General features: G+C 36.0%; 21 protein-coding genes and 2 pseudogenes. 17 read left to right on the forward strand and 6 right to left on the reverse strand.

All coding sequences use genetic code 11. The annotated features are described in order from the left end of the window. Positions 1-385: 385 nt before the first annotated feature. Positions 386-856, forward strand: a complete 471-nt coding sequence (locus tag MKX83_RS23500) for a hypothetical protein (RefSeq protein WP_095371385.1) — start codon at positions 386-388, stop codon at positions 854-856. A 373-nt stretch (positions 857-1,229) separates the two neighbouring features. Further along, positions 1,230-1,937 carry a 23S rRNA pseudouridine(2604) synthase RluF gene (gene rluF, locus MKX83_RS23505; protein ID WP_095371384.1) on the forward strand — a complete coding sequence of 236 codons (708 nt, stop codon included), beginning with the start codon at positions 1,230-1,232 and terminating at the stop codon, positions 1,935-1,937. Positions 1,938-1,970: 33 nt separating this feature from the next. Here the strand turns inward: rluF and MKX83_RS23510 are convergent, their stop codons facing one another. Both MKX83_RS23510 and MKX83_RS23515 read right to left on the reverse strand, forming a co-directional pair. Then, positions 1,971-2,849 carry a radical SAM/SPASM domain-containing protein gene (locus tag MKX83_RS23510; RefSeq protein WP_095371383.1) on the reverse strand — a complete coding sequence of 293 codons (879 nt, stop codon included), beginning with the start codon at positions 2,847-2,849 and terminating at the stop codon, positions 1,971-1,973. 102 nt (positions 2,850-2,951) lie between these two features. Next, entirely contained in the window at positions 2,952-3,473 is a 522-nt protein-coding gene (locus MKX83_RS23515; protein WP_328200319.1) for a lysozyme inhibitor LprI family protein, read from the reverse strand. 184 nt (positions 3,474-3,657) lie between these two features. Between MKX83_RS23515 and MKX83_RS23520 the strand changes: the two genes are divergently transcribed. From MKX83_RS23520 to MKX83_RS23575, 12 genes and pseudogenes are all read left to right on the forward strand, one after another. Continuing rightward, the gene (locus MKX83_RS23520) at positions 3,658-4,518 is read left to right on the forward strand and encodes a DUF1672 family protein (RefSeq protein ID WP_341058365.1); all 861 of its coding nucleotides are present in this window, start codon (positions 3,658-3,660) and stop codon (positions 4,516-4,518) included. A gap of 138 nt (positions 4,519-4,656) precedes the next feature. Then, positions 4,657-5,598 (forward strand): DUF1672 family protein, encoded by a 942-nt coding sequence (locus MKX83_RS23525; protein WP_341058368.1) that lies wholly within the window; start codon positions 4,657-4,659, stop codon positions 5,596-5,598. 13 nt (positions 5,599-5,611) lie between these two features. Next, the gene (locus MKX83_RS23530) at positions 5,612-7,726 is read left to right on the forward strand and encodes an SA1320 family protein (protein WP_341058370.1); all 2,115 of its coding nucleotides are present in this window, start codon (positions 5,612-5,614) and stop codon (positions 7,724-7,726) included. Positions 7,727-7,847: 121 nt separating this feature from the next. Then, complete coding sequence (locus MKX83_RS23535; RefSeq protein WP_341058372.1) at positions 7,848-9,569, forward strand: T7SS effector LXG polymorphic toxin; 1,722 nt, start codon at positions 7,848-7,850, stop codon at positions 9,567-9,569. A gap of 13 nt (positions 9,570-9,582) precedes the next feature. Then, on the forward strand, positions 9,583-9,960 hold the full coding sequence (locus tag MKX83_RS23540; protein WP_307318957.1) for an immunity 22 family protein: 378 nt from the start codon (positions 9,583-9,585) through the stop codon (positions 9,958-9,960). 169 nt (positions 9,961-10,129) lie between these two features. After that, positions 10,130-10,606, forward strand: a complete 477-nt coding sequence (locus MKX83_RS23545; protein ID WP_307318963.1) for a hypothetical protein — start codon at positions 10,130-10,132, stop codon at positions 10,604-10,606. 245 nt (positions 10,607-10,851) lie between these two features. Beyond that, positions 10,852-11,331: a transposase family protein gene (locus MKX83_RS23550; protein WP_341058379.1), complete on the forward strand. Its 480-nt coding sequence runs from the start codon at positions 10,852-10,854 to the stop codon at positions 11,329-11,331. 7 nt (positions 11,332-11,338) lie between these two features. Next, a complete protein-coding gene (locus tag MKX83_RS23555) occupies positions 11,339-11,668 on the forward strand; it encodes a hypothetical protein (protein ID WP_341058381.1) in 330 nt (109 codons plus the stop codon). A gap of 360 nt (positions 11,669-12,028) precedes the next feature. Further along, a pseudogene (locus MKX83_RS23560) lies at positions 12,029-12,544 on the forward strand (SecY-interacting protein Syd). 503 nt (positions 12,545-13,047) lie between these two features. Continuing rightward, positions 13,048-13,437 carry a hypothetical protein gene (locus MKX83_RS23565; RefSeq protein WP_341058384.1) on the forward strand — a complete coding sequence of 130 codons (390 nt, stop codon included), beginning with the start codon at positions 13,048-13,050 and terminating at the stop codon, positions 13,435-13,437. Between the two features lie 242 nt (positions 13,438-13,679). Then, a complete protein-coding gene (locus MKX83_RS23570) occupies positions 13,680-13,856 on the forward strand; it encodes a hypothetical protein (RefSeq protein WP_341058387.1) in 177 nt (58 codons plus the stop codon). A gap of 454 nt (positions 13,857-14,310) precedes the next feature. Then, positions 14,311-15,129, forward strand: coding sequence for an alpha/beta hydrolase (locus MKX83_RS23575; RefSeq protein ID WP_341058389.1), 819 nt, complete (start codon positions 14,311-14,313; stop codon positions 15,127-15,129). Here the strand turns inward: MKX83_RS23575 and MKX83_RS23580 are convergent. Next, positions 15,124-15,372 carry a hypothetical protein gene (locus MKX83_RS23580; RefSeq protein ID WP_341058392.1) on the reverse strand — a complete coding sequence of 83 codons (249 nt, stop codon included), beginning with the start codon at positions 15,370-15,372 and terminating at the stop codon, positions 15,124-15,126. The genes MKX83_RS23575 and MKX83_RS23580 overlap by 6 nt on opposite strands. A 257-nt stretch (positions 15,373-15,629) precedes the next feature. Here MKX83_RS23580 and MKX83_RS23585 point away from each other — a divergent pair, with 257 nt between their 5' ends. Both MKX83_RS23585 and MKX83_RS23590 read left to right on the forward strand, forming a co-directional pair. Further along, a complete protein-coding gene (locus MKX83_RS23585) occupies positions 15,630-17,270 on the forward strand; it encodes a DUF2075 domain-containing protein (RefSeq protein ID WP_095371375.1) in 1,641 nt (546 codons plus the stop codon). Positions 17,271-17,272: 2 nt separating this feature from the next. Next, the gene (locus MKX83_RS23590) at positions 17,273-17,578 is read left to right on the forward strand and encodes a nucleotide pyrophosphohydrolase (protein ID WP_095371374.1); all 306 of its coding nucleotides are present in this window, start codon (positions 17,273-17,275) and stop codon (positions 17,576-17,578) included. Positions 17,579-17,925: 347 nt separating this feature from the next. Here MKX83_RS23590 and MKX83_RS23595 read toward each other — a convergent pair whose 3' ends face one another. Beyond that, entirely contained in the window at positions 17,926-18,285 is a 360-nt protein-coding gene (locus MKX83_RS23595) for a MerR family transcriptional regulator (protein ID WP_095371373.1), read from the reverse strand. Positions 18,286-18,402: 117 nt separating this feature from the next. Between MKX83_RS23595 and MKX83_RS23600 the strand changes: the two genes are divergently transcribed. Further along, the gene (locus MKX83_RS23600) at positions 18,403-19,041 is read left to right on the forward strand and encodes a nitroreductase family protein (RefSeq protein ID WP_341058398.1); all 639 of its coding nucleotides are present in this window, start codon (positions 18,403-18,405) and stop codon (positions 19,039-19,041) included. A gap of 114 nt (positions 19,042-19,155) precedes the next feature. Here the strand turns inward: MKX83_RS23600 and MKX83_RS23605 are convergent, their stop codons facing one another. Both MKX83_RS23605 and MKX83_RS23610 read right to left on the reverse strand, forming a co-directional pair. Next, on the reverse strand, positions 19,156-21,642 hold the full coding sequence (locus MKX83_RS23605; RefSeq protein WP_341058400.1) for a restriction endonuclease-like protein: 2,487 nt from the start codon (positions 21,640-21,642) through the stop codon (positions 19,156-19,158). Next, a pseudogene (locus MKX83_RS23610) lies at positions 21,614-24,180 on the reverse strand (MrcB family domain-containing protein). The gene MKX83_RS23605 and the pseudogene MKX83_RS23610 overlap by 29 nt, the downstream one beginning before the upstream one ends. Positions 24,181-24,191: the final 11 nt, after the last annotated feature.

The following is a 24,191-nucleotide window of genomic DNA, read 5'->3' on the forward strand; positions in this document are numbered from 1 at the left end:
TTTTTCTTATTATTCTCGTTCATAAACTTCTATTATACAGTATCCAAATACGAAAGAGAAAAACGGTCTGTTCATACACATTAACAAGGTAGTTTCTCTTTAAATATTTTGTATGTAAAAAATACTTGAAATTTATAAGAGACTGAACTAAGAAAAGTAATACTTGAAGAGTCCTTCATACTAGTAAATTCGAAGGAATAACACATAATACATTATCTTCATTTAAATTCACCATTAAATTCGAGTGCCTATTAAGTAAAAAAAACCTATTGATATAAATGAATACAATTTTAGATAATAATTACTTATAAATATACATTTTCAAGAAATTAAATGATAATATTGTAATAGGTTATTGTTACTATTATTTTGAGGAGATGAAAAAATGAAAGATGTTACTTTTTCAACTAATCTTCTTTTCTTTTGGGTTAAGGGGAAAATCGAAATAGATAAAAGGTTTATAAAGACTGATTTATCTAATACTATCTTAGGATTCTTACCTGCAGGAAAAGACCAACAGAATATTCCTTTAAAAAATATTTCTGGATCTATGTTATCTTCTAAGTATTACTTAAAGCCGATGATTTTTGGCCTGATTTTATTTTTCATCGGTATGGGGGTATTTGCAAATAGCTTCCTAATGGGACTAATCTTCTTAATCTTGGGGGTCGGAATAGCCGGCAACGGGATTCAGACTATTCTTTTAATAGAAAAATCTGGATCACCTTACATTATTAGGGTTCCCTTTTTCGAAAAAGGAAAAATGCAACAATTAAATAATCATATTCATGATGCTTTGGCTGATGATACAGATAAAACTGACCTAAATTTATTTTTCGACAAAAAAACGGTTTAATCTCTCATTTCCATTTTTATAATTTAATTAGCATTTACCATTCGTTCAATGCACTTCATACTATTCATAACCTAAACAAAAGCCATTGTTCTCTGTAAAAATAGCAGAGTAAATGATGGTTTTTTTGTGATTACTTCTTATTAAAAAATACACCACAAATCATTGAAACTCGACCTACTCTATTGTAGTAAGATTATTACCTTACATATCAACACAGCTAAAATCAATGCCTTCTTAGAAACCTCCCCCTTATAATACAAACTCTTATCTGTCAAAAAAACACCTAGTAAATTTTTTCGAAAACGGTTTGATTCGTAGGTAAAATACCCGTATAGTTAGTACTTAACGAATCATTTAAAAAGGATGTGGCAATATGCGCCTTAATAAATATATTAGTGAATCAGGAAAGGCTTCTAGAAGAGGAGCGGATAAATTAATTGCTGACGGGAGAGTCACCATTAATGGGAAACGTGCTGCGATTGGTACTCAAGTCGAACCAGGCGATGACGTTCGTGTAGACGGTAATCAAATCCGTGTAGCCAGAAATAATGTTTATATTGCGCTCAATAAACCTGTAGGGATTACGAGCACAACCGAAAAGGGTGTCAAAGGGAATATCGTTGACCTCGTGAATCACCCATTACGCATATTTAATATCGGCCGTTTAGATAAAGACTCAGAGGGCTTAATCTTAATGACCAATGACGGTGATATCGTGAATGAGATCTTACGTGCGGAAAACCAGCATGAAAAAGAATATATCGTTTCTGTCGACAAACCGATCACGCCTGAATTCGTGAAGCAGATGTCAGAAGGTGTGAAAATCTTAGGGACCACTACCCTACCTTGTAAAATCGTCCCCTTATCCAAATTTGATTTTCAAATCACTTTAACACAAGGTCTCAACCGCCAGATTCGCCGCATGTGTGCTGAATTCGGCTACGACGTATTACGTTTACAAAGGATTCGCATCATGAATATCAACTTAGGTTCCCTCCCGCCTGGACAATGGCGCGATTTGTCTAAGAAGGAGAAGAATCAATTGTTTAGAGAGTTGAATTATGAGCCTAAGGAATGGTAAAAAAGGGAATCTAGGCTGACCTAGATTCCCTTTTTATTTCCCAAACCGTTTACGATACCCACATTTCCTACATAATTCCTCGACAGCCTCTCTTCGCGAAAAACCATCAACGAGATTCTTTGCTCGATCCATTTCAATAATCTCCGAAAAAGAATTTTCATTAATATTGCCGAGATTGATGATACCCTCCCCATCTAAACAGCATGGAATTACGGTACCATTGGCTAAGATGCCCGCTTGATTACGCATGCCGTAACAGAAGCCTTTGCCATCATCCTCTTCTTCATGAAGAGCGGGCCACTGAAATTCATAATCTTGATTAATATATATACGATCAGCAATTTTCACACCGCTACCAGGTACGACCTTTTCTTCAATGCGATAATCCAAGTTAAATTCTTTTTCAATGATTTCCAGCACTTCTCTATTTCGTTTTTTCTCCAAATTCGTCGCATTATCTTGCGTCAAGTTCCATAGCCTTAGTGACACAATCAGCTCCGATTGACTCGTCGCTTCCTTAATAAACGAAAGAATACTCTTTACATATCCTTCTTTATCCTCCGAACCTATATGGCCATCAAAACTGTGAAGTGAGAAATTCATCTGCCTTAGAGCCGGCTTGTTCAATAACTTCTCCCTCTTCTTATTAATGAGCGTCCCATTGGTTGTAATATTGACCTTAAAGCCTTTTTCGTGACTGATATCAAGCAACTGCCCAATTTTCGGATGAAGCAGCGGCTCACCCTTTACATGCAAATAAATATAATCCGTATGCGGCTTAATCTGATCCAACCGCTTCGCAAAATCTTCCAAAGAAATAAACTGCTTCGCCCGTTCTGTCGGCGGACAAAAACTACAAGCCAAATTACAAACACTCGTAATCTCCAAATAAAACTTCTTGAACTTTTTCAACTTCTCTTCCTCGATTCTTTACCTACTTCAAACAATTTGCACTACTATACTAATTAAAGCAGATATATCGTGGGATGGGTATAGGGAGTTTTTGGCCTACTACTACAAATAGGTATTGATTAGCTCGTAACACCTTTCTTCAGTAAGATTGGCTAGCACCGATACATATTCTAGCTGTTCCTGTGTTCCACCTTCAAACTTTAATGACGCATTTTTTGCCGTATCATCTCTATCATTGAGCCAATTTCGTTGTTCTTCTCTTAGATGATCCATCTCTTCTGTTGAAAGTTCCTCCTCTAACACCTGATAAACTTCATTTAACAACGCATCCCAAGCATCATATCGATCACCCTCTACTTTTTTCATTGCATAAGTGGAAGCATCCGCTGGTTTTACTTCTTCCAACTCTTTTTGCGTACGATTGAACTCTTTTATATACGTCTCTTTTAAAGAATTTTCATTATGAGTGATTGGAGGCTGTTCCTTTTCGCTTTGGGTAGAGACTTGTTTTATTTGTTCCGGATCCAACTGTTTATGTGTCTCATTACCAGTATTTCCACAAGCCGAAATCATAAGCAATAATAAAAGCCATACAGTGGTAATAAAAATCCCCTTATTCTTCATACAATCTTCCCTCTTTCCTCTATTCCATATCTCCTATTTTTGCATAAAAAGGGTAATTTTTCACCTATGAATCTGTAAATATCTAACTTTCTTCGCTACAATAAAAGGAAGACCTTTTTGGAGGGAGTAAACAAAAATGGTTCCTATCTCTAAGATTTCTCTTTGGTGTCTGGGAATAATCATCATGTTGGGTGGATGTTCTAATCCAACTGACACGAGTGAGACAAATGCTTCTGATGACGCCTTAGTAAGTGTGGCGGAATACAACGGTGACGGCTATGCCTTACCATACGGAAAAGAAACCGATCAGATTGCCGAAGATCATCGAGAACAAATTGAAAAGGCCGCAGTCGCACTTTTTCAAGAAAACTACCAAACCGAAGTCATAGTGCACAATGTAGTCGGAGCTCTAGATGCCGCCACGGTCTTTGTGGAATCGGTGGGTGAACCTCATTTTTATACATACGCCGTTGTACCAATTGATGAAAAAGAAAAGAAAGTGATGACCGAGCAAATTTCAGCCGATGCCTTTCAAGTAGAAAACGCTATTAAGGGCGGGTTATATCATATGATTTTTAGCGAAGAGTTCAAGAAGCTTGATGATTACTTTGAGTCATTGGTTGCAGAAGGAGAAGTAGTTGGTAAAACAGAAGCAGCGCTTGAAAATGTTGGTGGACATGGCTTTATGACGCCTTATTATTTTATTTCTACTGACCCTGATGATGCCGCCATCAAACCCGTGTATGACCTTTATTTACAAAACCCCGATTCGAATATTGAAACGCTAAGAGATGCGTATGAGGAAAGCTTATTTGATAAAGAAAACTTCCAAATTAATATCCAATTGTTTATGAAAGAGCAACAAGCAGAACCAAGTGAAGAGATTTTCACACAAGTGATAAGTGACCTCGAGGAAATGAACAATATTCCTAAAGGCACCTATAGCTTCTATTTAAATGATCATTTCATTCATGCGGAATCTGGTGAAGGCACTAAGGAGAATTCTTTGAAGCGGGCTTTTCCGGATTATATTGTTAAGGAATAGATAATTCAACAAAAACACACTGACTTTATTCCTATTTTTCCATCAAAAGGGTAATTTTTCACCTTTTATCTGTAAATAACTAACTTTATTCGCTACAATATTAATATGGCATAGCCCTTTAGGGAGGATAAACAAACGATGAAGAAGCTAACTAAATTTTTGCTCTACAGTGTTGGAATTACAATGATACTTGGAGGATGTTCAGATATGAATGGTACAAATAACAATATTGATAATGCAAAAGGAAATGATACACAAACAAACCCTTCGAATGACTCTCTTGTTAGCGTTCAGGAGTACACCGGAGAAGGTTATGCGCTCCCATATGGCAAGAAGACGGACCAAATTGCTGAAAAGAACCTGAAACAAATTGAAGAAGGAACTATAACATTTTTTCAGGAAAATTATAAAACCGAGGTAACTGTGCACAATGTAGTCGGGGCTAAAGATGGTGCAACTGTCTTTGTTGAATCTTTGAGCGAACCTCACTTTTATACTTATGCAGTCGTTCCAGTTGATGAAAGTGAAAATCAGGTAATGATTGATCAAATTTGGGCAGATGAGTTTCAGGTAGAGAACGCCATTAAAGGCGGATTATATCACATGATATTTAATGAAGAGTTTAAAAAACTAGATGAATACCTAGAGTCAGTCGCGTCAGAAGAACCAGTGACCGGAAAAACAATAGAGGCACTAGAAAATGTTGGTGGTCATGGCTTTATGACTCCCTATTACTTTATAGCTTTAACAAGTAAGGAAGAATCTATCCAACCCGTCTATGACCTTTATTTAAGCAATCCTGATGAAAGCACAGAAAATTTACGAAACGCATATGAAGAAGAATTATTTAATACTGAAAACTTCAAAATTAATATTCAACTATTCATGGCTGACAAGCAAGCAAAACCTAGCGAAGAATTATTTAATAAAGTTACTAAAGAGTTAGAAGAGATGGACTCAATCCCTAGTGGGACCTACAGTTTCTCTCTTAATGATAACTTTATTGATAACCAGAGTTCTGAAGGTGCAAAAGAAAATTCTTTAAAACGTAGTTTCCCAGATTATATTATTAAGGAATAAAGCAGGTGAATAAATGGATAAACTAAAGGATTCACCAAATATAAATACGAGTATCGGTTCCAATAATGATAAAGATCTAGTTGAACTCGCAGGTCTACATGCATACACATACCCATTACTTGATTCAGTTTTACAAGTAAATAATGTAGATTATACGGTTATTGATACCCTTTACGAAAACCCAACAGGACTTGACGCCATGACAGTCATAAATATGGAGACTGATGAAATATCTATAATTTATGTTGGTACGGATGCAAGTGGAGAATATGGGGAGCAGGATATTCTTACAGACGTTCAACTGTTAAGTGACCTAACACCCGCACAGTTATCTGCAGCAAGAAACTATTATACTAGAATGAATGAAAAATACTACCAAGTCGGCGGTGTCCAATCAATCGCAGGAAATTCCCTTGGTGGTGGGTTGGTAGGCGCTGTGGCTGTCGAGAATCCAGAGGTTAATGCAGTTACTTTAAACCCTGCTCTCCTTCCTGATGGGATGGTTGATCCTAATCAGACTTATGATAATATCACTAACTACTTCAGTAGCTACGATGTATTGACACAGACTTTGATCGCATTAAATCTGCATGACAGAATTCCAGGTAAACAGTATGAAATCTTTAATGGAATTCCCGGATTTTCCATGCTTGCTACAAACCACACAGGCTATTTACGTAATGAAGATGGTTCCCAGTACTATGTGATTGGAGAAGTTGGCAAACCAGGATACGGTAAGATTTATATCGATGCAGATGCTCATATCGTTTCTAGCATCTGGACGGGTATCCCCCTTTATGGCGGTCAATCTGAACGTATTGAAATTAACAAAGAAAACCTAGATATACTGGCTACATCTCTACAGAATCATATAATGGAAAGATTGAATCTTTCCCGTGAATACCTTGGCCATTCGGTTGCAATTGTGGAACACGAAGGCAATCGGTTTTATGAACGACTTAACCAGCTGCAAAATACGTTTGAGAATTTGTTTGATAATATTTTTAGTGAACCCCTATTTATTGGTATCACGAATATTAGCAACCGATTAACAGCAGAAATTGATCATCTAATTTCCATATTAGATATTGCAGAAAACAATAGCAAATCTTTGAACTATATCTTAAATTCTCCACCAGCAGAACTTCTTGAACATATTTTTCAAACAGACATCAGTGTAGAAAGTATATTTGCACAGCTTCGTAATCAGCTATACGAACTCAAGGCAGATATTCAAAATATCTCAAGAAACATGATGCAAATCATCTCAGACAAAATTCCTGAAATTTTTAGAGGTGGCAAGGAAGCTTGGTATGATGCAGTAGTTGGTGAATTAAATGCCCATTATGGCATTGTGAATGGTAATAGAGATAAGCTTCTTTCTCATATCACTGAATTCCAAAAACAAGTACAAGATGTTGCCACGAACTTTCAAATGCAGGATCAGTCTCTAGGGCAATCGATTAAAAATAAATCAACTCATTCTCACTCCGTTTCAGTCCAGGGAACGAACACTTACACACTTGAAGACTCCCCTTACATGGAATGGAAAATGAAAATAAAAGACATTCAACTAGACACTGCCTACACTGCATTTACAGTATCGACACAGGCACTGCTTTTCCCTCTTTTAGAAACAGGGAAAGTCGTGACTTTCGCCATCGAGAGCACACTTGAAATCCTATCAACCAGTATCAAAGGAGCAACAAATATAGCATTAAACCACACATTACCTGGAAAGCTCATCAGTCTATTCACAGACTATGATGATAAAATCAGAAACACCGTCTCAAACACACTCCAGCCACTAGACGAACTAGCTTCTACCGTCGAAGGCATCCGTAAAGGACTAGAACGATTAATTAGCGAATACCCAACACTACTCAATCACTTTAGACCTTACGTAGAAAGCGCCATCTTTAACAACAATGGCTATTTTAATGTCCACCTCTATAACCAAGCATCCACCGCCATCCTAAAAGAGATGCAAATGCTATTTGACGATGTCGTTTATCAATTAGGTGACAACAAAGCGGATGCTATTAATGCTTTATGTGAGATATCACGAAAGCTGAAGGTGAATATGGGGGTATTGTATGAGCAAGTAGAACGTGGGACTTTGAGTTGAGCATAGACCCCTTGTTTTAGGGGTTATTTTTTATTTTCAGCCACAATTAAAATTGCATACATATAAATTACCAGTTTTATCAATGAGCCATATTTGTACGAGACCTGCGAGGTGACATATAATGAAAGTATTAGACGCTGATGAGTTACAGTCGGGCATAAATAACACACAAAATGGATTGAAGCACTTAAGAAACCAGCTCGAAACGCTAGAAATGAGCATCCTTTCTATTAGTAGCTTAGAAAGCGAGCTCCGCGGGGAAGGCGGAAATTCCATCCGCGCGTTTTACAAAGACGTCCATCTCCCCTTTCTCCAATCGATGAAACAAATGGTAGAACAATATGAAGCAACATTAAAAGAACTCACCCAATCACTACGTTCACTAGATTCATCCAGTCGAGCGATGATACGACAAAGCTTCATACAACAAGACCTAACTCAAGGCATCAGAAGAACAGAAAACATCACAAGCGACTTAACGGACGAAGGCAACCGCACCATCCAATCAGTCGATGATATCGTCTCCTTGCCGAGGCTGGATGATTATCGGGTACATCAACATGCCCAATCGGCCACTAATCAAATGACACAAACGATTGAGAGACTACATCACTTCGACCAACAACAAACAAATAAACTAGAAGCAACTGCCCAAGACCTATCAAGGCTCAAAAGCACCATCAGTGAAATCCAAACATTATTCCAAAATGGGACATTAAGTCTATCAACCTATCAGCCTAATCAGCTCGCTCGCCTGTTAAACGACCCAGTCATTGGCGGCATGTCATTATCACAAACCTATGGACCATTGGCACTCGGCATGATGCCAAATGCACCATTTTCATCTATGAACTTTGCCTTTAGTGGTCAACCGATAAAGGATGTCGAAAAGAATCAATCAACCTTAGGCTGGATTTCGACTGGTTTAGACTTTGTACCAGTTCTCTCCAATCTCAAAGCCGGTATCGAAGCTGCCACAGGAACCGACTTCATCACCGGTAGAGAAATCGGCAACCTAGAAAGAGCTGCCCTCGTCGCCGCGATCTTTGGTGGACCACTTGTCAAAGGTGGCATCAAAGTCGTGAAATGGGGAAGTAAACTTTTCAGTAAGGTGAAGAATGTCCTTAACCCGCAGAAGGTTAAAGCGGTGGTTGATGGGATCTTTAGTAAGGTGACACAAGGGTTTCATGCTTTGAGGAATACGGCTGCTGAATTGACGAAGAAGATCGGAGAGATCCGAATAGCGCTGCCGATGCAGAATCAGCATGCGGTGGCGGGTGGTACGTCAAGCTTTGGCTTTAGATCAACAACAATAGGTAAAATGGCGTCTGGCACGTTGGTGAGAATGAGTAGTTCCCTTAGGGGTAGGGTAGGTAAGAATACGGGTGAAGGTAGTAAGATAGAGAATATATCTAAATTAACTACAGAAGATATCCCGACTGCAAAAAGTGGCAAATTTAATGATTTCTTTAATTCTCTTTCTAGTGCAGAATTGGATGAATTATGGAAAGATAAAAAGATTAGAAAGAAAATTGAACGTCAGCTTAGAGAGCCTGGTGGTTTACATGAATGGCATTTAGTATCAAGGGCTCCACAATTCAAGTTTTGGGATATAAGTGCTGAAAAAATTAAAGATTTAAGAACAGCAATATCTGATGTTAAATTTGTCAATCCTAATGGCGTACATGGAGGATTAGGTTCTACAAGAGCACATAATGAATTATTGGCAATTATTGATACATCAAATGACTATAACACATTTATTAGAAGACTTAATAATTGGGCTTACTATAGATTAGAGGGTGGAATTTCATCATTGCCAGAAGGATTAAGATTAAAATAGGGGTGTGTTATTTATGGAAAAGCAAGGAATGGTTTCAATATGGTTAGGCAATATTAAAACACAAAACCAGTTAGAGAAATACGTCAATTTAACATACGATGAAGACGGAGAGTCTGTACCTTCCAAATTTTTTGTGGATTTCAATATTGATATGGACGAAACAGATGAGGATTTTATTGAAAAAGCGGTATTAGAAGAAAAGAGTGATAATATCTCTGCTTTATTAGAGGGCTGTTCATATGAAGAGATTATACTGCCTAAAATTAGAGGATATGTTAACTTAAATAAGTTGTATAACGCTGTTATTTTAATTTACAATTTTGAGTACGAGAACATAGTTAATTCTTTTGAGGATTTTGATTATATCACTTCTACAAGTTACCTAAAATAGTAATACCTAGATTAAAATAAGCTGTTGAATAGTTTGAAACCTTGATGGGTTATATACCTCTCGAGGTTTTTATACTTTACACATGAGGATGAAAAAGATTGTGGTTTTAAACTTAACAAGACCTGACCTCAAAGCGATGGCAACCGCACCATCCAAACAGGAGTAACTAATGATATTATATTTTTTAGAACCAGAAGTATCAGGTGGTCATGGTGAAGATACCATTTATGGAACAGAAGAAGAAATTACTACTAAGGGTATATCAGGTAAGGTGAAATTTTTACATTATGAATTTGAAGGATGGCTAGGAGATGACCTTTTAGAGTCCACACCAGCCTTCATCGTGTCAAGTAAACTTGGAGCAGAATTAGAGAATAGTGATTTTATAGATTACAAACTTGAAGAGTGTTTGATTACAACGTCAGATGAATTTAAAGAAATGTATCCTGATATAGAAATACCTGCATTTAGCAGATTTATTCCACTTGGTAAAATTGAAGTAGAAGAAGACCACTTCAAAAACTGGTCAGGACATCATTTCAGTTTATCATCGAAAGGTGAGTTAGTTGTAACTCAAGAGGCATTGGATTTTTTAAATAGATTTTCAATAGATAATTGTTTTATTACACATCTAACACATAAATAAATTATATAAACCTTAGAGATATAGAATTCTCTAAGGTTTTGGTTCTATACTAAATGTTGGGGTAAGTCTACAATTCTGAGAAAAAAAAAGCACGTAACTACCAAATATCTTATACTTAAGTTGTCGAGACAAAAGATAAGATAGGAGTTACGTGTATATGAATTCTACCATACTTACCTGGATTTGAAGAAACCCTTATTAAAAAAACAGAAACAAGAAATGGACAGTACATCATTCACTTTGAAATGCCCATTACTCTACATGATTGTCCTTACTGTGGAGGACAAACAAAGAAAGTCCATGATTATCGTATAACGAAATTGAAGCACGTAAAAATAGCCGAACGAATGACGATTTTATTCTATCGCAAGCGTCGTTATGTATGTGGATGTGGAAAAAGATTTGCCGAAAAGAATCCGATTGTGGATCGTTTTCAACGGTACTCCAAAGATTGGAACCAAATGGCTCAATTACGGGCAGTGAAAGAGAAAACATTTAAGGAAACGGCTGAACAATATGGAACATCCGTAAGTACAATTATTCGTCGATTTGATCGGATCATTCCACAAGCCTTACACAAAAAGCAATCAATTCCTCCTGTCATCGCCATCGATGAGTTTAAAGGGAATGCAAGAGATGAAAAGTTTCAGTTCATCATCGCGGATGGGGAAACAAAAGATCCAATCGATATTTTGCCAAAGATGATTTTTAATTCGTGGAGGTAAATCTTTAATGGCTAAATTGAATATATTATTAGAGAAAGATTATTATGAAGTCAAACACATTTCTATTTTAAGAAAAAACACTAATATGAGTATATCCGAAATAAAAAAATTAATTAATAATAATGATTTTATTTTGTCGTATAATCTATTAGAAATTGATGAATTATTGAAAATGAGAAAAATAGTACTCTTATTACTAGATGCTGGTGCTAAAGTTCACATATTTGAAGAGAATAGAGAGGTAAGCATTCAGTTTTTGGATAATCTCATTGAATCTCATTTAGATACTGAGAGATATCTGGAAGAAGTTGATAAGCAAATGTTTAATAAGGATTAATACAGTTATTTGAGATCTTAATTATCTTATACTAGTAATAGTCATTTACAGCTCAAACTCCCATTGAAGAATACATTCTACATGAAATGAAATTTATAACAGATTTAGGCATATCATCTTAGAATGGTATGTGGCACTTAAGGTAGTCTTTAATTAGATTTTTTCAGTGTCTCCTCAGGTAAAATAGAAAAGAATAACTGGAATGGGTCTTTCCAAGATTCCAAAGCACTTGATTGCCAACTAAAGGCAACAAGTGCTTTTTGTAATTTAGGACCTTTTTGGGAAGAACATGTGCCTTTTGAATTATTAGAAAAATATTTTGAAAGGTAAGGGTGATTTATTGTGGTAATGAAGGATGTTATGAGTAAATATTTTAATTTAAGAAAAAAATATTTTAATAAAGGATTAGATTTTTTATTTAAAACACAATACAATGAAGAAGTTGATTCGCTTATATATCAGGGTGAAATGGATGATGAAGAAGAAATTTTATGGAAACCTACTGAAAAAAATAAAAAGAATGATCTAATGCAGATTGAGGAGAAATTTGGTATAAGGCTGCACACATCGATTAGAGACTATTTTAATTCATATTGGTTTGCTGAGATAGATGGATTCATATGTACTCATTATATTAGGTTAGAACCTGTATTACCAAATATTGAATTCGATTCTTTCGAAGGCAATTTAGAAGGATATATAAACAATCACAATAAGATTGATAAGGTCCCCATAGGTATAGAGGGGAATGGTTAAATAGTTGTATTAGATAATGTAAGTGGTAAGGTTGAATTGGAAGATTATGAACGAGGCTCGTTTAAAAAGATTTCAGACAGTTTAGATGAGTTAATTTCTGAATTAAAGTTACAAAAATAATATAAAAAGAACATTTAAATTTGCATCACTTAAAACAGATAAAAAGCACTTGATAGTCCGTTAGACAACAAGTGCTTTTTATCTGTTTACATACTCAGCAAACCATTAATTTATACGTGATTATCCATCCTAACACATACAAGACAAATCTTCATGCAACAAAACCTATCTCAAAACATCAGAAAAACGAAAAACAAATCACACAAACCATTGAAAGTTTACAACGTCGACCAATAACAAACTAATATTTTTTGAAGGTGGTGAATCGGCTTTAATGTCAATGGAATCAAATGAAAAGACTGAAGAGTTTACCGCCATTTCACAACTTTGATTCCGCCTTTGACGAGCGGTCCGCCGAAGATTGCAACGACGAGGGCAGCTCTTTCTAGGTTGCCGATTTCTCTACCCGTGATGAAGCCGGTCCTTGTGGCAGAATTGGGAAGACCATTAATGGTGCAAATATTTTAGTGATTAATCCAGCAGAGTAGAAAGTGAGGATTTATATGGTATATACTGCTCTTGTTAAAAGGCTAGACCCACTAATTGAGGAAGAAGTGACAATTGAGATTGAGGGTGTTGAATTTACAGGATTTGCATTTATTTGTCCTTATAAAATTGAAATAGGAAAAAGTTACCCTGTATCAATGGGGTTTACTATCTTAAATGAGTTAATAATTCATACCATCCAGGAAAAAAAGAAAGAAATAGAACGTATTGGTTTGAGTTATGATTATTATATAAGAGGTTTGTTACATGAGGATACAATTGATGCAGGGTTAGTTTTTACTGACGATGATGAGTATTTCTCTGATTATCCTGAATTGATGAATAAATATATAGAAATAAAAGTGGACAGAATAAGTATAGAATTCTTAAGGACAACTACTAATTAAAAAGAGGAGAAGTTTAAATTCATAAAGTATTAGTACTCGCAATAGTATAATACTATACCTTCTGGAAAAACTATCACACTGACTTCTCTATCTATAAATGTGGAATTATAGCAGAGAGTATTGAGGAGTACTTAGAAACCACACCGGCCTTTATCGTTTCAATTAAACTTGATATTGCTGGTTCGACTACTTATGGGATAAGATTCTATGATGGTATTAATGCTAGTGCAAAAGGTAGATACTTGTTCGAAATATTTTCACCAAAGTCTAATAAAAATAATTTATCACTTCCACCAGATTGGAACAGAATGACGGGAATTCAACAATGGCAAGTTAAACCAGACACAATTATAATTAAAGGAAAGGCTGGCCCGCAGTTTCAGATGGGCAATCAATATATCGGAGGAGTAGAACAATAGTATATAACAAATCTGGACGACTTAATAAAAAATTAAACTTTATTAAAGAAGCAGAAAAAGTAAAAATAAACATAGAATCTGAAATTAAAGGACATAACCTAGGACACGGTAAAGATGGGACAACAAGTCAACTTGAAAACATCTATAAAGATATAGAACTAATAATAAAATCCAAAAGCCATATCCCAACATACCCTAGGATCATTACCGACACTTGGGGTTTTAATAGCGAACTTGGAATACAATTATTAGATTTATATGAGATATATAAGAAGCAAGGATAACTATGTAAAATTGTTATTTTTTAATATATATTAGGAAAAAGAATAAGTATAGTACTTGTACTAAACATAAAATTTAATAAATGAAGATAGTATAGTAAGAATTCAAAAAAGCAATACGAGTAAACAGTACTGCAGAAGTCATAATTGATTAATAAGGAGTGCTATCTTCAATGAATACTGTACTTATTGAAGACATTGAATATGGTAATGTAAATGGCAAACCATTATTGTTAGATATTATTCGCCCTACCAGGCTTCCAGAAGAACCAATGCCGGTAATTATTTATATACATGGTGGGGGTTGGTCCAGTGGAGATAAAGCTGGAATAGGTGGTCGAGAATGGAATTCATATTTTGCTAAAAATGGTTATTTTGTCGTTAACATCAATTATAGATTGAGTGGTGAAGCCATTTTTCCCGCGCAAATTCATGACTGTAAAGCAGCCGTACGTTGGTTAAGAGCCAATCATGTAAAATACCATATTCATCCTGAAAAAATAGGCGTTTGGGGTCATTCTGCAGGAGGACATCTCGCAGCTCTCTTAGCCACATCTATTGGAAGTGATGTATCAGAAGGCAAATCAGGACACCCTAATTATCCAACTCATATAAATTGTGCAGTTACTGTCTCAGCTCCTATTGATATACTCAACATGGGCGGTTGGCATGATCTAGAAAATTCGCATGAAGCCAAGCTTATTGGAGAAATAACCGTTCGAAAAAATATTGAACTTGCCCAAAAAACTAACCCTATTCAATACATCAACGACCAAAGCGAGAACATACCTTTTCTAATCATACATGGTGAAGCCGATAAAGTCGTTCCTTTCTCTCAAGCCCAATTGATATATGAAAACCTTCCTAATGCAGCGCTTCTTTCTGTTAAGGGAGCTGACCATGGGATGGAAGGTGGAATTCTAACAATCACTACGTTATTAGATATGATTTTATCTTTTTTTGATCAGTCATTGTTTAATAGAAATTTATAATGTACGTACATAAGAATGAAGCCTAAAAAGGGGGAATATACAATTATCCCCCCTTTGGAATTTTTGAGCCAAATTAAATTCAATAATTCCAACCCTATCACTTATACGATCATAACTAAGAAACGCCCCATTATCAGGCGAGACTCCTGAAATTTTGAAGACACCAACTTTTTTATTAACATCACCTTCAGAAAGTTGCTCTATTGTAATCCAGGCAATTATGATATCTTCCCTTCTATTCAACTACTCACTCCCATTATCATCTATTTGTTAAAAACTTATTAAACCCTTGGGTAGAACTATCCAGTATTTGTAATAACCTATCTATCAAAATTATCGGCATTTCATCCATAATTTTCATGGTTCATTAATAAGTCATATATAAAGTTAATCATCTTTTAACCTAAAATAGCTTCACAAATACTATACCCCCAATATATAACAATTGATTTGTAATGTATGATACTATATATAAAAAAAGACATACTGAGGTTAAAAACATGAATGGATTAGTATTTGAAAAGATAAGTTTTACTCGTGATCATGTAAATGCTGTAAAGACTCTGCACCTAAATAACTATCCGATTTTATATATACTATATAACGAGAAAAAGAGACCGTCCGCCTATATTGGACAGACGGTTCAAGCTTCACGACGTTTGAAAAAGCATAGAGAAGATAAAAAACGGAAAAATTTGAGCCATTCTATATTAATTGGACATGAAAAATTCAATCAGTCTGCGACCTACAATATTGAGTCGAACTTAATTAACTATTTCATTGCTGATAACCACTATCAATTGCAAAATGTTAGTCAAACACGTTCTAGGGTCATGCATAATTATTATCAGAAATCCTTCTATAATGAAGAACTCTTCCAAATGATTTGGGAGAAGCTTAGAGAAGAAAAAATCGTAAGCGATACTGTTGAAAACCTAAGGAATAAAGATATTTATAAACTTTCTCCATATAAAGAGCTTAACCCTCAACAACTCGATATTAAAAATGAAATTCTCAAATTTTGTAATGAAAATATTAAGAAGAACGGGAATCATGTTTTTGCTATTGAAGGTGACGCGGGGACTGGTAAAAGTGTTCTTTTAAGCTCTCTGTTTAATACCATTCAGGATCTAGCCAAAGATGATAGCTCTTTATTATATGGAACAGACAATTATTTGCTGGTGAATCACACTGAGATGTTGAAGACATATAAAAGCATTGCCAACAGTCTACCCAACTTGAAGAAAAAGAATCTGATGAAACCGACACCGTTTATAAACGAAAAGACAAAGGCGCAAGAAATGGCAGATATCGTTTTAATAGACGAAGCGCATTTGCTTCTTACAAAGGAAGATTCTTATAACAATTTTCGTTACCAAAACCAATTAGATGAAATCATAAAACGTAGTAAAATCACCATTGTTATCTTTGACCCAAACCAAGTTTTGAAGATTAAGAGTTATTGGAATGAACGATTACTAGCAGAAATCACTAGACAATATAACGCTAAGACGTTAGTACTTAAAGATCAAATGAGAATGAATGCTAATCCAGAAACAATTAAGTGGATTGACAATTTTGTTGCAAAAAAGATTCTGCCATTACCTTTAGAAAATGACTCTACCTTCGAGCTTAAATTTTTCGAAGATCCAGGTACGTTCAAAACAGCTATTAAAGAGAAAAACGCAGAAATCGGTCTTTCTCGTATTGTCTCAACCTTTGATTATTTACACAAAAAAGACGGTAATACTTATATAGTTGATGAAAATGGAATCAATATGCCTTGGAATAGCACCCAAGATAGTACAACATGGGCAGAAAACCCAAATTCTATTAAGGAAGTTGGCTCCATTTATACTGTACAAGGATTTGACTTAAATTACGTTGGCGTTGTCCTTGGTCCATCGGTGAGCTACGATGTCGACCAAGGGAAATTAGTCATTGATCCTTTGAAGTATAAAGATACCGGAGCATTTATTTCACGAACGGATTTACTGCCTGAAAAAAATCAAGAAATTAAAGAGGAAATTATCTTAAATTCTATTAATGTACTAATGAAGCGAGGCATCCATGGATTATATATTTACGCCACAGATCCTAAATTAAGACAGAGACTACTCGACTTAAAAAGGGGAAATTGATTATGAGCGATATTAAGAACTTAATCAACACCATTAACGATTTTAGAGATGAAAGGAACTGGAGACAATATCACAACCCAAAGGACCTTGCCATCTCAATTTCTATCGAAGCAGCTGAACTACTAGAAGATTTCCAATGGAAAAGCAGCGAAAAAGCACTCAAAGAAAATGGAGAAAATATTCGCGAGGAAATCGCAGATGTTCTAATTTACTCCTTAATGTTATGTTCTGACTTAAACTTAGATGTAAAAGAGATTATAGAGGATAAGATTGTGAAGAACGGGAAGAAGTATCCTGTGAATAAGTGATGACATCTACTGTTATCCCATTCTCCCTCATATTCCTATTGAGATGAAGGGGGATCTTTAAATAAACTGATGAAGTATTATATTAAAGGACCCTCTTCTTTTCTATAATGTTTGCAGTGATTCGTCATCACCAACTAGCCTTTCTCCTCAAATTCTTCGCTTATGCATAATAAAACAATCAATTTTCTAAAAACAAAAGAAAGATATCTTTAAAGGTAATTAGTTTTTACATACCAATTATAATGCAATCTATCTACAAATTTATCATCAGTATTTTTTAACTGTAACAGTTTATCTTGGTCTTCCATTTTGCGGTGCCTATTAATTGTTGAGAAAAAATAATTTTCTCAACATTTCGTCTGAAACGCTGCTTTCCCTTCCAAAATATCCTGCAAAAACTTTTTTGATTTGGTTAATTGTTTCCTGATATCATCTATTTCTTTGATTTTTTGTTCAACGATTGTTTTCTTTTCATCGTATGATAAGTTCATTTGTTGATTGACCATCATACTTATCTCTTCTATTGAAAAATCTGCGCATAGAAGTGCTTTTACATCCTCTAGGTACTCCACAATTTCTTCAGCATATACGCGATAATTATTTACATCTCGTTCAATATAACAGTCAGGAATTAGATTTTTGCGTTCATAGAATCTTAATGTGGATATGGGTAAATCCGTTAATTTCGAAACTTCATTTATTTTCATCATATGACCTCTTTTTTTATTGCTATAAACCTAGGTTCATAGTTCATAATGTGCTTATGATAACCAATGGCATATAAAATGTCAAAATAATCTAAAGTTATCAAAAGGAGCGATTTTATGTTCAACCATATTCTGAATAACGATTTCGTCGATATAGTCAAAGGAAGGCGTTCTGTTCGTCATTATGATGAAGATTTTAAAATATCGCAAGAAGAGTTAAGAGAGATTATTGCGGAAGCTAGTTTGGCGCCATCCTCTGCAAATATGCAATCTTGGCGTGTAGTTGTTGTAGATACTCCCGACGGAAAAGAAAAACTTAAACCTCTTGTACGTTTCAATACATTACAAAATGATACTTCTTCTGCCATGTTATTAATTTTTGGTGATACAAAAAGCTATTTGTATGCAGAAGAAATATTTAATACAGCTGTAGAACAAGGGAAAATGCCGCCTGAAGTGAGAAATAGCCAACTCGAGACCATTCTATCAATCTATCCAACACTATCAAAAGAAATGAAAGTTGAAATTGCAAAAATAGATAGTAGTCTCTTTGCAATGCAATTAATGTTAGTAGCTCGTGCGCACGGATATGATACAAATCCAATGGCGGGATTTGAAGCAGATCAGCTAGCAAAAACTTTTGAATTGGATGAAGAACGATATACTCCCGTAATGATTCTTTCAATTGGTAAAGCCAAATTAGCTGGATACGAATCCATTCGATTAAGTACTGACAAAATTTCGTTTTGGAGATAAACCTGACAATCCATTAGAAGTGCAAAAAAAGAGAAGAAGTTTCCTACTAATAGTGGGAATGCTTCTTCTCACTTCCCTTCCATTTCATGTTGAAACAGAGTTTGATTGGTGTGTTTATGATCCCCTCCCTAACAAACCAACCAACTCCCTAAAAACAAAAGGAGGATTCCTTTGCAAAGTATCTAGACTAACTGTTTTCTGAGCCTCGCTCCCTATCAGAGACACTTCCCTTTTGTCTTTATTGATTTTGATTAAAACATTCTTAATCCTGTATTCTTCTACCTTAGTTGCTATATCGATTTCTACTGAGTCCAGTTCAATAGATATTTTATCGGAGACCCTTCTTAGCATTCTCCAGAGCGTTTTTTCTTCTTTCGATCTCATAAATAGTTCTGGGAGCTCTGTCGACTCTTTCAAATGATTTAATGTGGTCTGCATATAGACAGACACACCGTAGCCTACAGGTTTAATGATTGGGTTGCAGTTGATCCAATGGTCCACTTCAAATTGCATGTATTCTTCGCTGCCTACTTTTTCAGGTCTTATTTCTTTGGCCCTGCCATAGCAGATGACTCCATTTTGTTCTAAAACACCTTTTTTTACGTAAAGAGCGATATACTTTGTCTCTTGCCAGCCTGATTTAAGCTTAGTGATAGGAATACGATAGCTGCCTGTCTGTTTAGATTGAATATACTCTTCTCGATCTTTCACAAGGCCAACAAGCACTTTCTCTTCCAAATTGGAATGCCATTCTTCTAATGACCCTCTTGGTAAGATGCCTTCATGTTGGATTTCTTCAGGGCTTTTTTCGATCAGTCTCTCTACAAATTTTTCGACTAAGCCTGTTGCATTAGGGAGAAATGGCAAGCCACCAATATTGACCTTATCAATGCTCTTATAGAAGTGATGATTTTGGTACAACTCTTCAAAGGACCACGGAAAAAGGACGTAGGCGCCAAAGGCTGTTCGTTCATACGGCCCCTCATTATAGGCTACAATCGAATCTCGATAACGGTGCATTGTGTTTATATCATCCTCAAGTGGCCCGGGGTGCTTATATCGATTTTGATAATAACTGCCTTCTTGGGCGTAATCGATACGATATTTGGCATCGAATACATAGTTATAGGTAAAATCCTTGCCTTTCTTCGCAATGCTAAGCATCGTATCTGGCTTTTGAGAGATGGTAGGCAAACCGCTTTCGTACTTTTGGTATGTTAGAATAATCTCCTCTTTCGTATAAGGGTGTTTGTATTTTCGCATAGCCGACCGATTCGTTTGCAGGTTTACAAACAACTCGTCCCTGTTGACCTGGATGATATCTTGACTGATCAGTAGATACTTCTTATCAAGGATTTGCCCAAGCTTCAAAAATGTCCAATATTCATAGAGTGTAGCTACATCTTTCACCGACATTTGATACAGCTTTCCTTGTAACATCAACCCTTTCGACACTGTCAAATAAATTTGAAATGCTTCTCGATAGCCTGGTGCCATCTGCAGCACTAAACTATGAATAGAGCGATCTAGTTTTTTGATGCCTTTCCAAAAGGGGCTTTTTTGCTTCGCTTCTAATTGCTTAATCATCTCAATCAACTTGTCTAAAAGGTCCGTATCCACTTCGACTTCCCATCTCATGCCTTTATGTCTTAATGTCTCCAGTAAATCATAGAGCTTATGAGATACCCGTTGCATCATCCATTTCACATATCGATTTTCCAACGTATCATAGGTAAGTTCTTTTTTCATCCGGAGACCTTCGATAGGCATAAATGTTTTATGGTTGTTCTGAATTGAGATGCCCTTGTTAACCTCCGTAAACAAATGCGGCCTTTTCTGCAAATAGGTTCGACTTCTCGTGTCTAATTTATTTAATTGATCTCCTCTTACCTTTTCATAGGTCTTATGTAAAAGATGATGTGGCTGCCGTTCAATTTGGTTAACGGCTTGAATGAACTGATCAAAATGCTTACTAATGAGACGGTAAAATTCACTTCTTGAAGGCTTGCCTTCGAGTTTCAATCTAGCCCCTAAATAGGTTTTGCGAATAAAATGGAAGGCGAGATTATAAATTTCATCGTTCACCTCTTCCAGAAGCTTTTTATAATCATTTCGATAATCAAGCTTTGCTGGAAACACTTCTAACGTCACATCTAACAGTTTTTGACTACCGTCCCTAATTTCAAAAGTGGTTAACCCGACTTCATTCTGGAATCGTAAGTTACCCATCAACATATATGTATTGGCTATCTCTACCTTAGCGACGGCTTGTCTTAAGCCCGGATGTTCATGGTAAAAAGATAATTCTCTATTTGTCTTCGGCACGACAATGACTTGATACACACCATTCTCGAAAAAAATTGGCCGTAATTGAGAGGATTCCTTAAGCAATTGTGTTTCAATATTATAAATCAATACCTGACTTACTTTTTCTCCATGAACAGAAAACTGCATGACATCATGCCGATCCATTGCCCGGTATTGTTTCAATCCTTCATATCGCTCGTGATACGGCTTACCTTTCACCACAAGAGACATATCCTCCGTTTCGATCTTCACCAGTTCAACATCATCATGATACCCAGAAGGATGTAAAGCCATCTTCTTGTAACCTCCTCAGCATCTCAACCACTTTCCTGACGCTCCTAGGGTACAGCACACTCTCTACATCGAACGACGCATTCTCATCGTCCTGATACGCCGTATTCGTGAATAGTTGATACAATTCCCTTAGGAGTTGATCAATTCTAGCGTCACTTCCGGATAAACGAGGCAGGATCTTCTGAAGGATACAATGATCAAATGCTTCCTCAAAGGTCAATAATCCTCCTTCCTTGTTATAGGCAAGATAGAAAGAAATTTCATCCCTCACCCGGTAACCTATATGGGCATTAATTAGCTGGAGAGACTGATTAATTCTCACGAGCTCAGCTGTTGCCTTTTCGATCATTTCCGTATCTTCCTTATAAAGATCCTTCAGATGTAAATACTCTGAAGCCAGTTGATTCTGCCCTATCACCACAGGCTCAGCTTCTTCAAGGTCTTGAAGAAAAGATAAATGATCCAACTCCACACGATTAAACTCGATTGTATTCGCACGGTCCAACACCTTTTTACTAAACGGATGTGTCGTTTCATCCATATTTACTGTGCCAATCACAAATAGATTATTAGGCAGTGTGATCACCTCATTCGCAACCTCTTCCGATAATAAAGCAGATGTAACCACCTTCCCATCCTCCAACCGACGACTCTCCATGACACTGAGAATATCACTGAAATAATATTCAACCCGTGCCAAATTCATTTCATCTAAAAGAACAAAATAAGGCAGATCTGGATGCTTATGTGCTGCTTTAATGGCTTTTGTTAAAGGACCTTCTTTAAAATCTCCCTTAATATCTACATAACCTAATAAATCCGAACCATCGCTCCAGTCAGGCCGCACAGGAATCAATGTAAACTGGCCGTTTTTCTCATTCGCACCGACACTCTCAGCAAACCATTGCACCATCTTGGTTTTCCCCGTTCCAGAAATACCGGAAAGGATCACAAACGGCTTGGTTTTCAAAGAAAGATATAAGTTGATGACTTCCTCTTTTGGATAATAAAACCCTTTGCTTTGTATGTAAGAATAGACGTGATTAATTAAATCCTTTGTGGGCAAAAACTCATAGCTTTTCTCCCTGATTATCTCCTCATCACTATTGTTTAAAGAGTTATCATAAATAGTACGATCATTCAGCGAGATATAATTCTCATATATTTTGATCATGCTTCTTAAATCATCTAAAATCACATTTTCTCCTGGCATCTGATCCACATCATAACGAATATATGCCGCAGTAGATAGCGCATAGCCCTTTGCCTTCTTACTCTCTCCCAGATTAATATGATCATCTATCTTAACCTTGCTATTTGCGGGTATAGACCCCCTCATCTCAGCTTTAATTCTCAGCATCTCATCCTTAGAAGTTTCCGTTATCCCCTGGGCCAATGTAAGATAGATACTTTCCATATCCTCACTGAACAAATAGACAATATAATAACCCCTCTGCGTCGAAACAGTAATTTTGCGATTCATGATCGCAATCCAAGGAACAGACGCCCAGTTCCCTTGCCCCACCGATCCAGTCACAACATATTCGGAAGGGTCAATAAAAGGAAGGTTATGTATAGCCGCGGTCACCTCACTTCGAACAAAGGGTCCCAATTGGTGCCCCCCGAAAGCTTCCCTCTTTGCAGCTAAATATTGATTCGCAATCCTGATTAATTTCTCTCGTATATTTTGAGACATGATCTGCTCCTTTTTATTTAAAGTGTCAAAATAAGGCTCTGTTGGATTCCACTCTTTATCAATTAAAGTTGTACTTTGTAACCATATTAATAAATTGTGCGTTCTCTCTTTAGCTACCGACTCTACCATTAGGTTTTCACCCCTAGAATTCCGCACAATTAGCATACCAAGTTCTTCAAGAGCCAGCCTTTTGTCCCTTTTAGGTAGATGTCTTAATAAATCAAGGCAAATAAGGGCTGCTCTAAAATACCCTTGATTCATAATGATCTTCTTTACAAAATCACCTTTATTTTCAGCTGCCTTATAAGCATCGAACTGACTTTGATTGATCTCATTAAATTCATTCACCAAACCTAATAATTTTGCATCCTGCCTGGCTCTTGACTTAACCCTATATAGATTACCTTCGACTTGCTTACTGAGTCGTATTTTCCAATTTTCACTTCATCTAAGAAGGTGATTACCTTTTCATACTGCTCATTCGGCAACTCATCTGTCTTGAATTCCTTTAACTTGATGGTTGCTTTATCACCTTGGGTCAATAATTCAACAAAAGGTAGTTGGGCGAAGTAAGATAGAATGAACGTACTTTTTTCACTTTCTGTCATTAACTTATCGACAGTGGTTGTTCTTTCTTTAGTAAATGATTTCCACTCATTCAATATAAAATTAAAATCAATATCTACATACGGAGAATGCCTTTTACCTCTATTGTATTCATCCCTAGATGATTCTGTTTCTATATGTATTCCTTGATTGTCTACCTTTGTAATTTTCTGTATATTTGGGGGTTTGATGTATTTTATTCGTTTTGATAGTTCAATAATAAGTTGCTCAATCATTTCTTCACTCC

Source organism: Cytobacillus sp. FSL M8-0252 (assembly GCF_038007345.1).
Taxonomy (GTDB): Bacteria; Bacillota; Bacilli; order Bacillales; family Cytobacillaceae; genus Cytobacillus; species Cytobacillus kochii.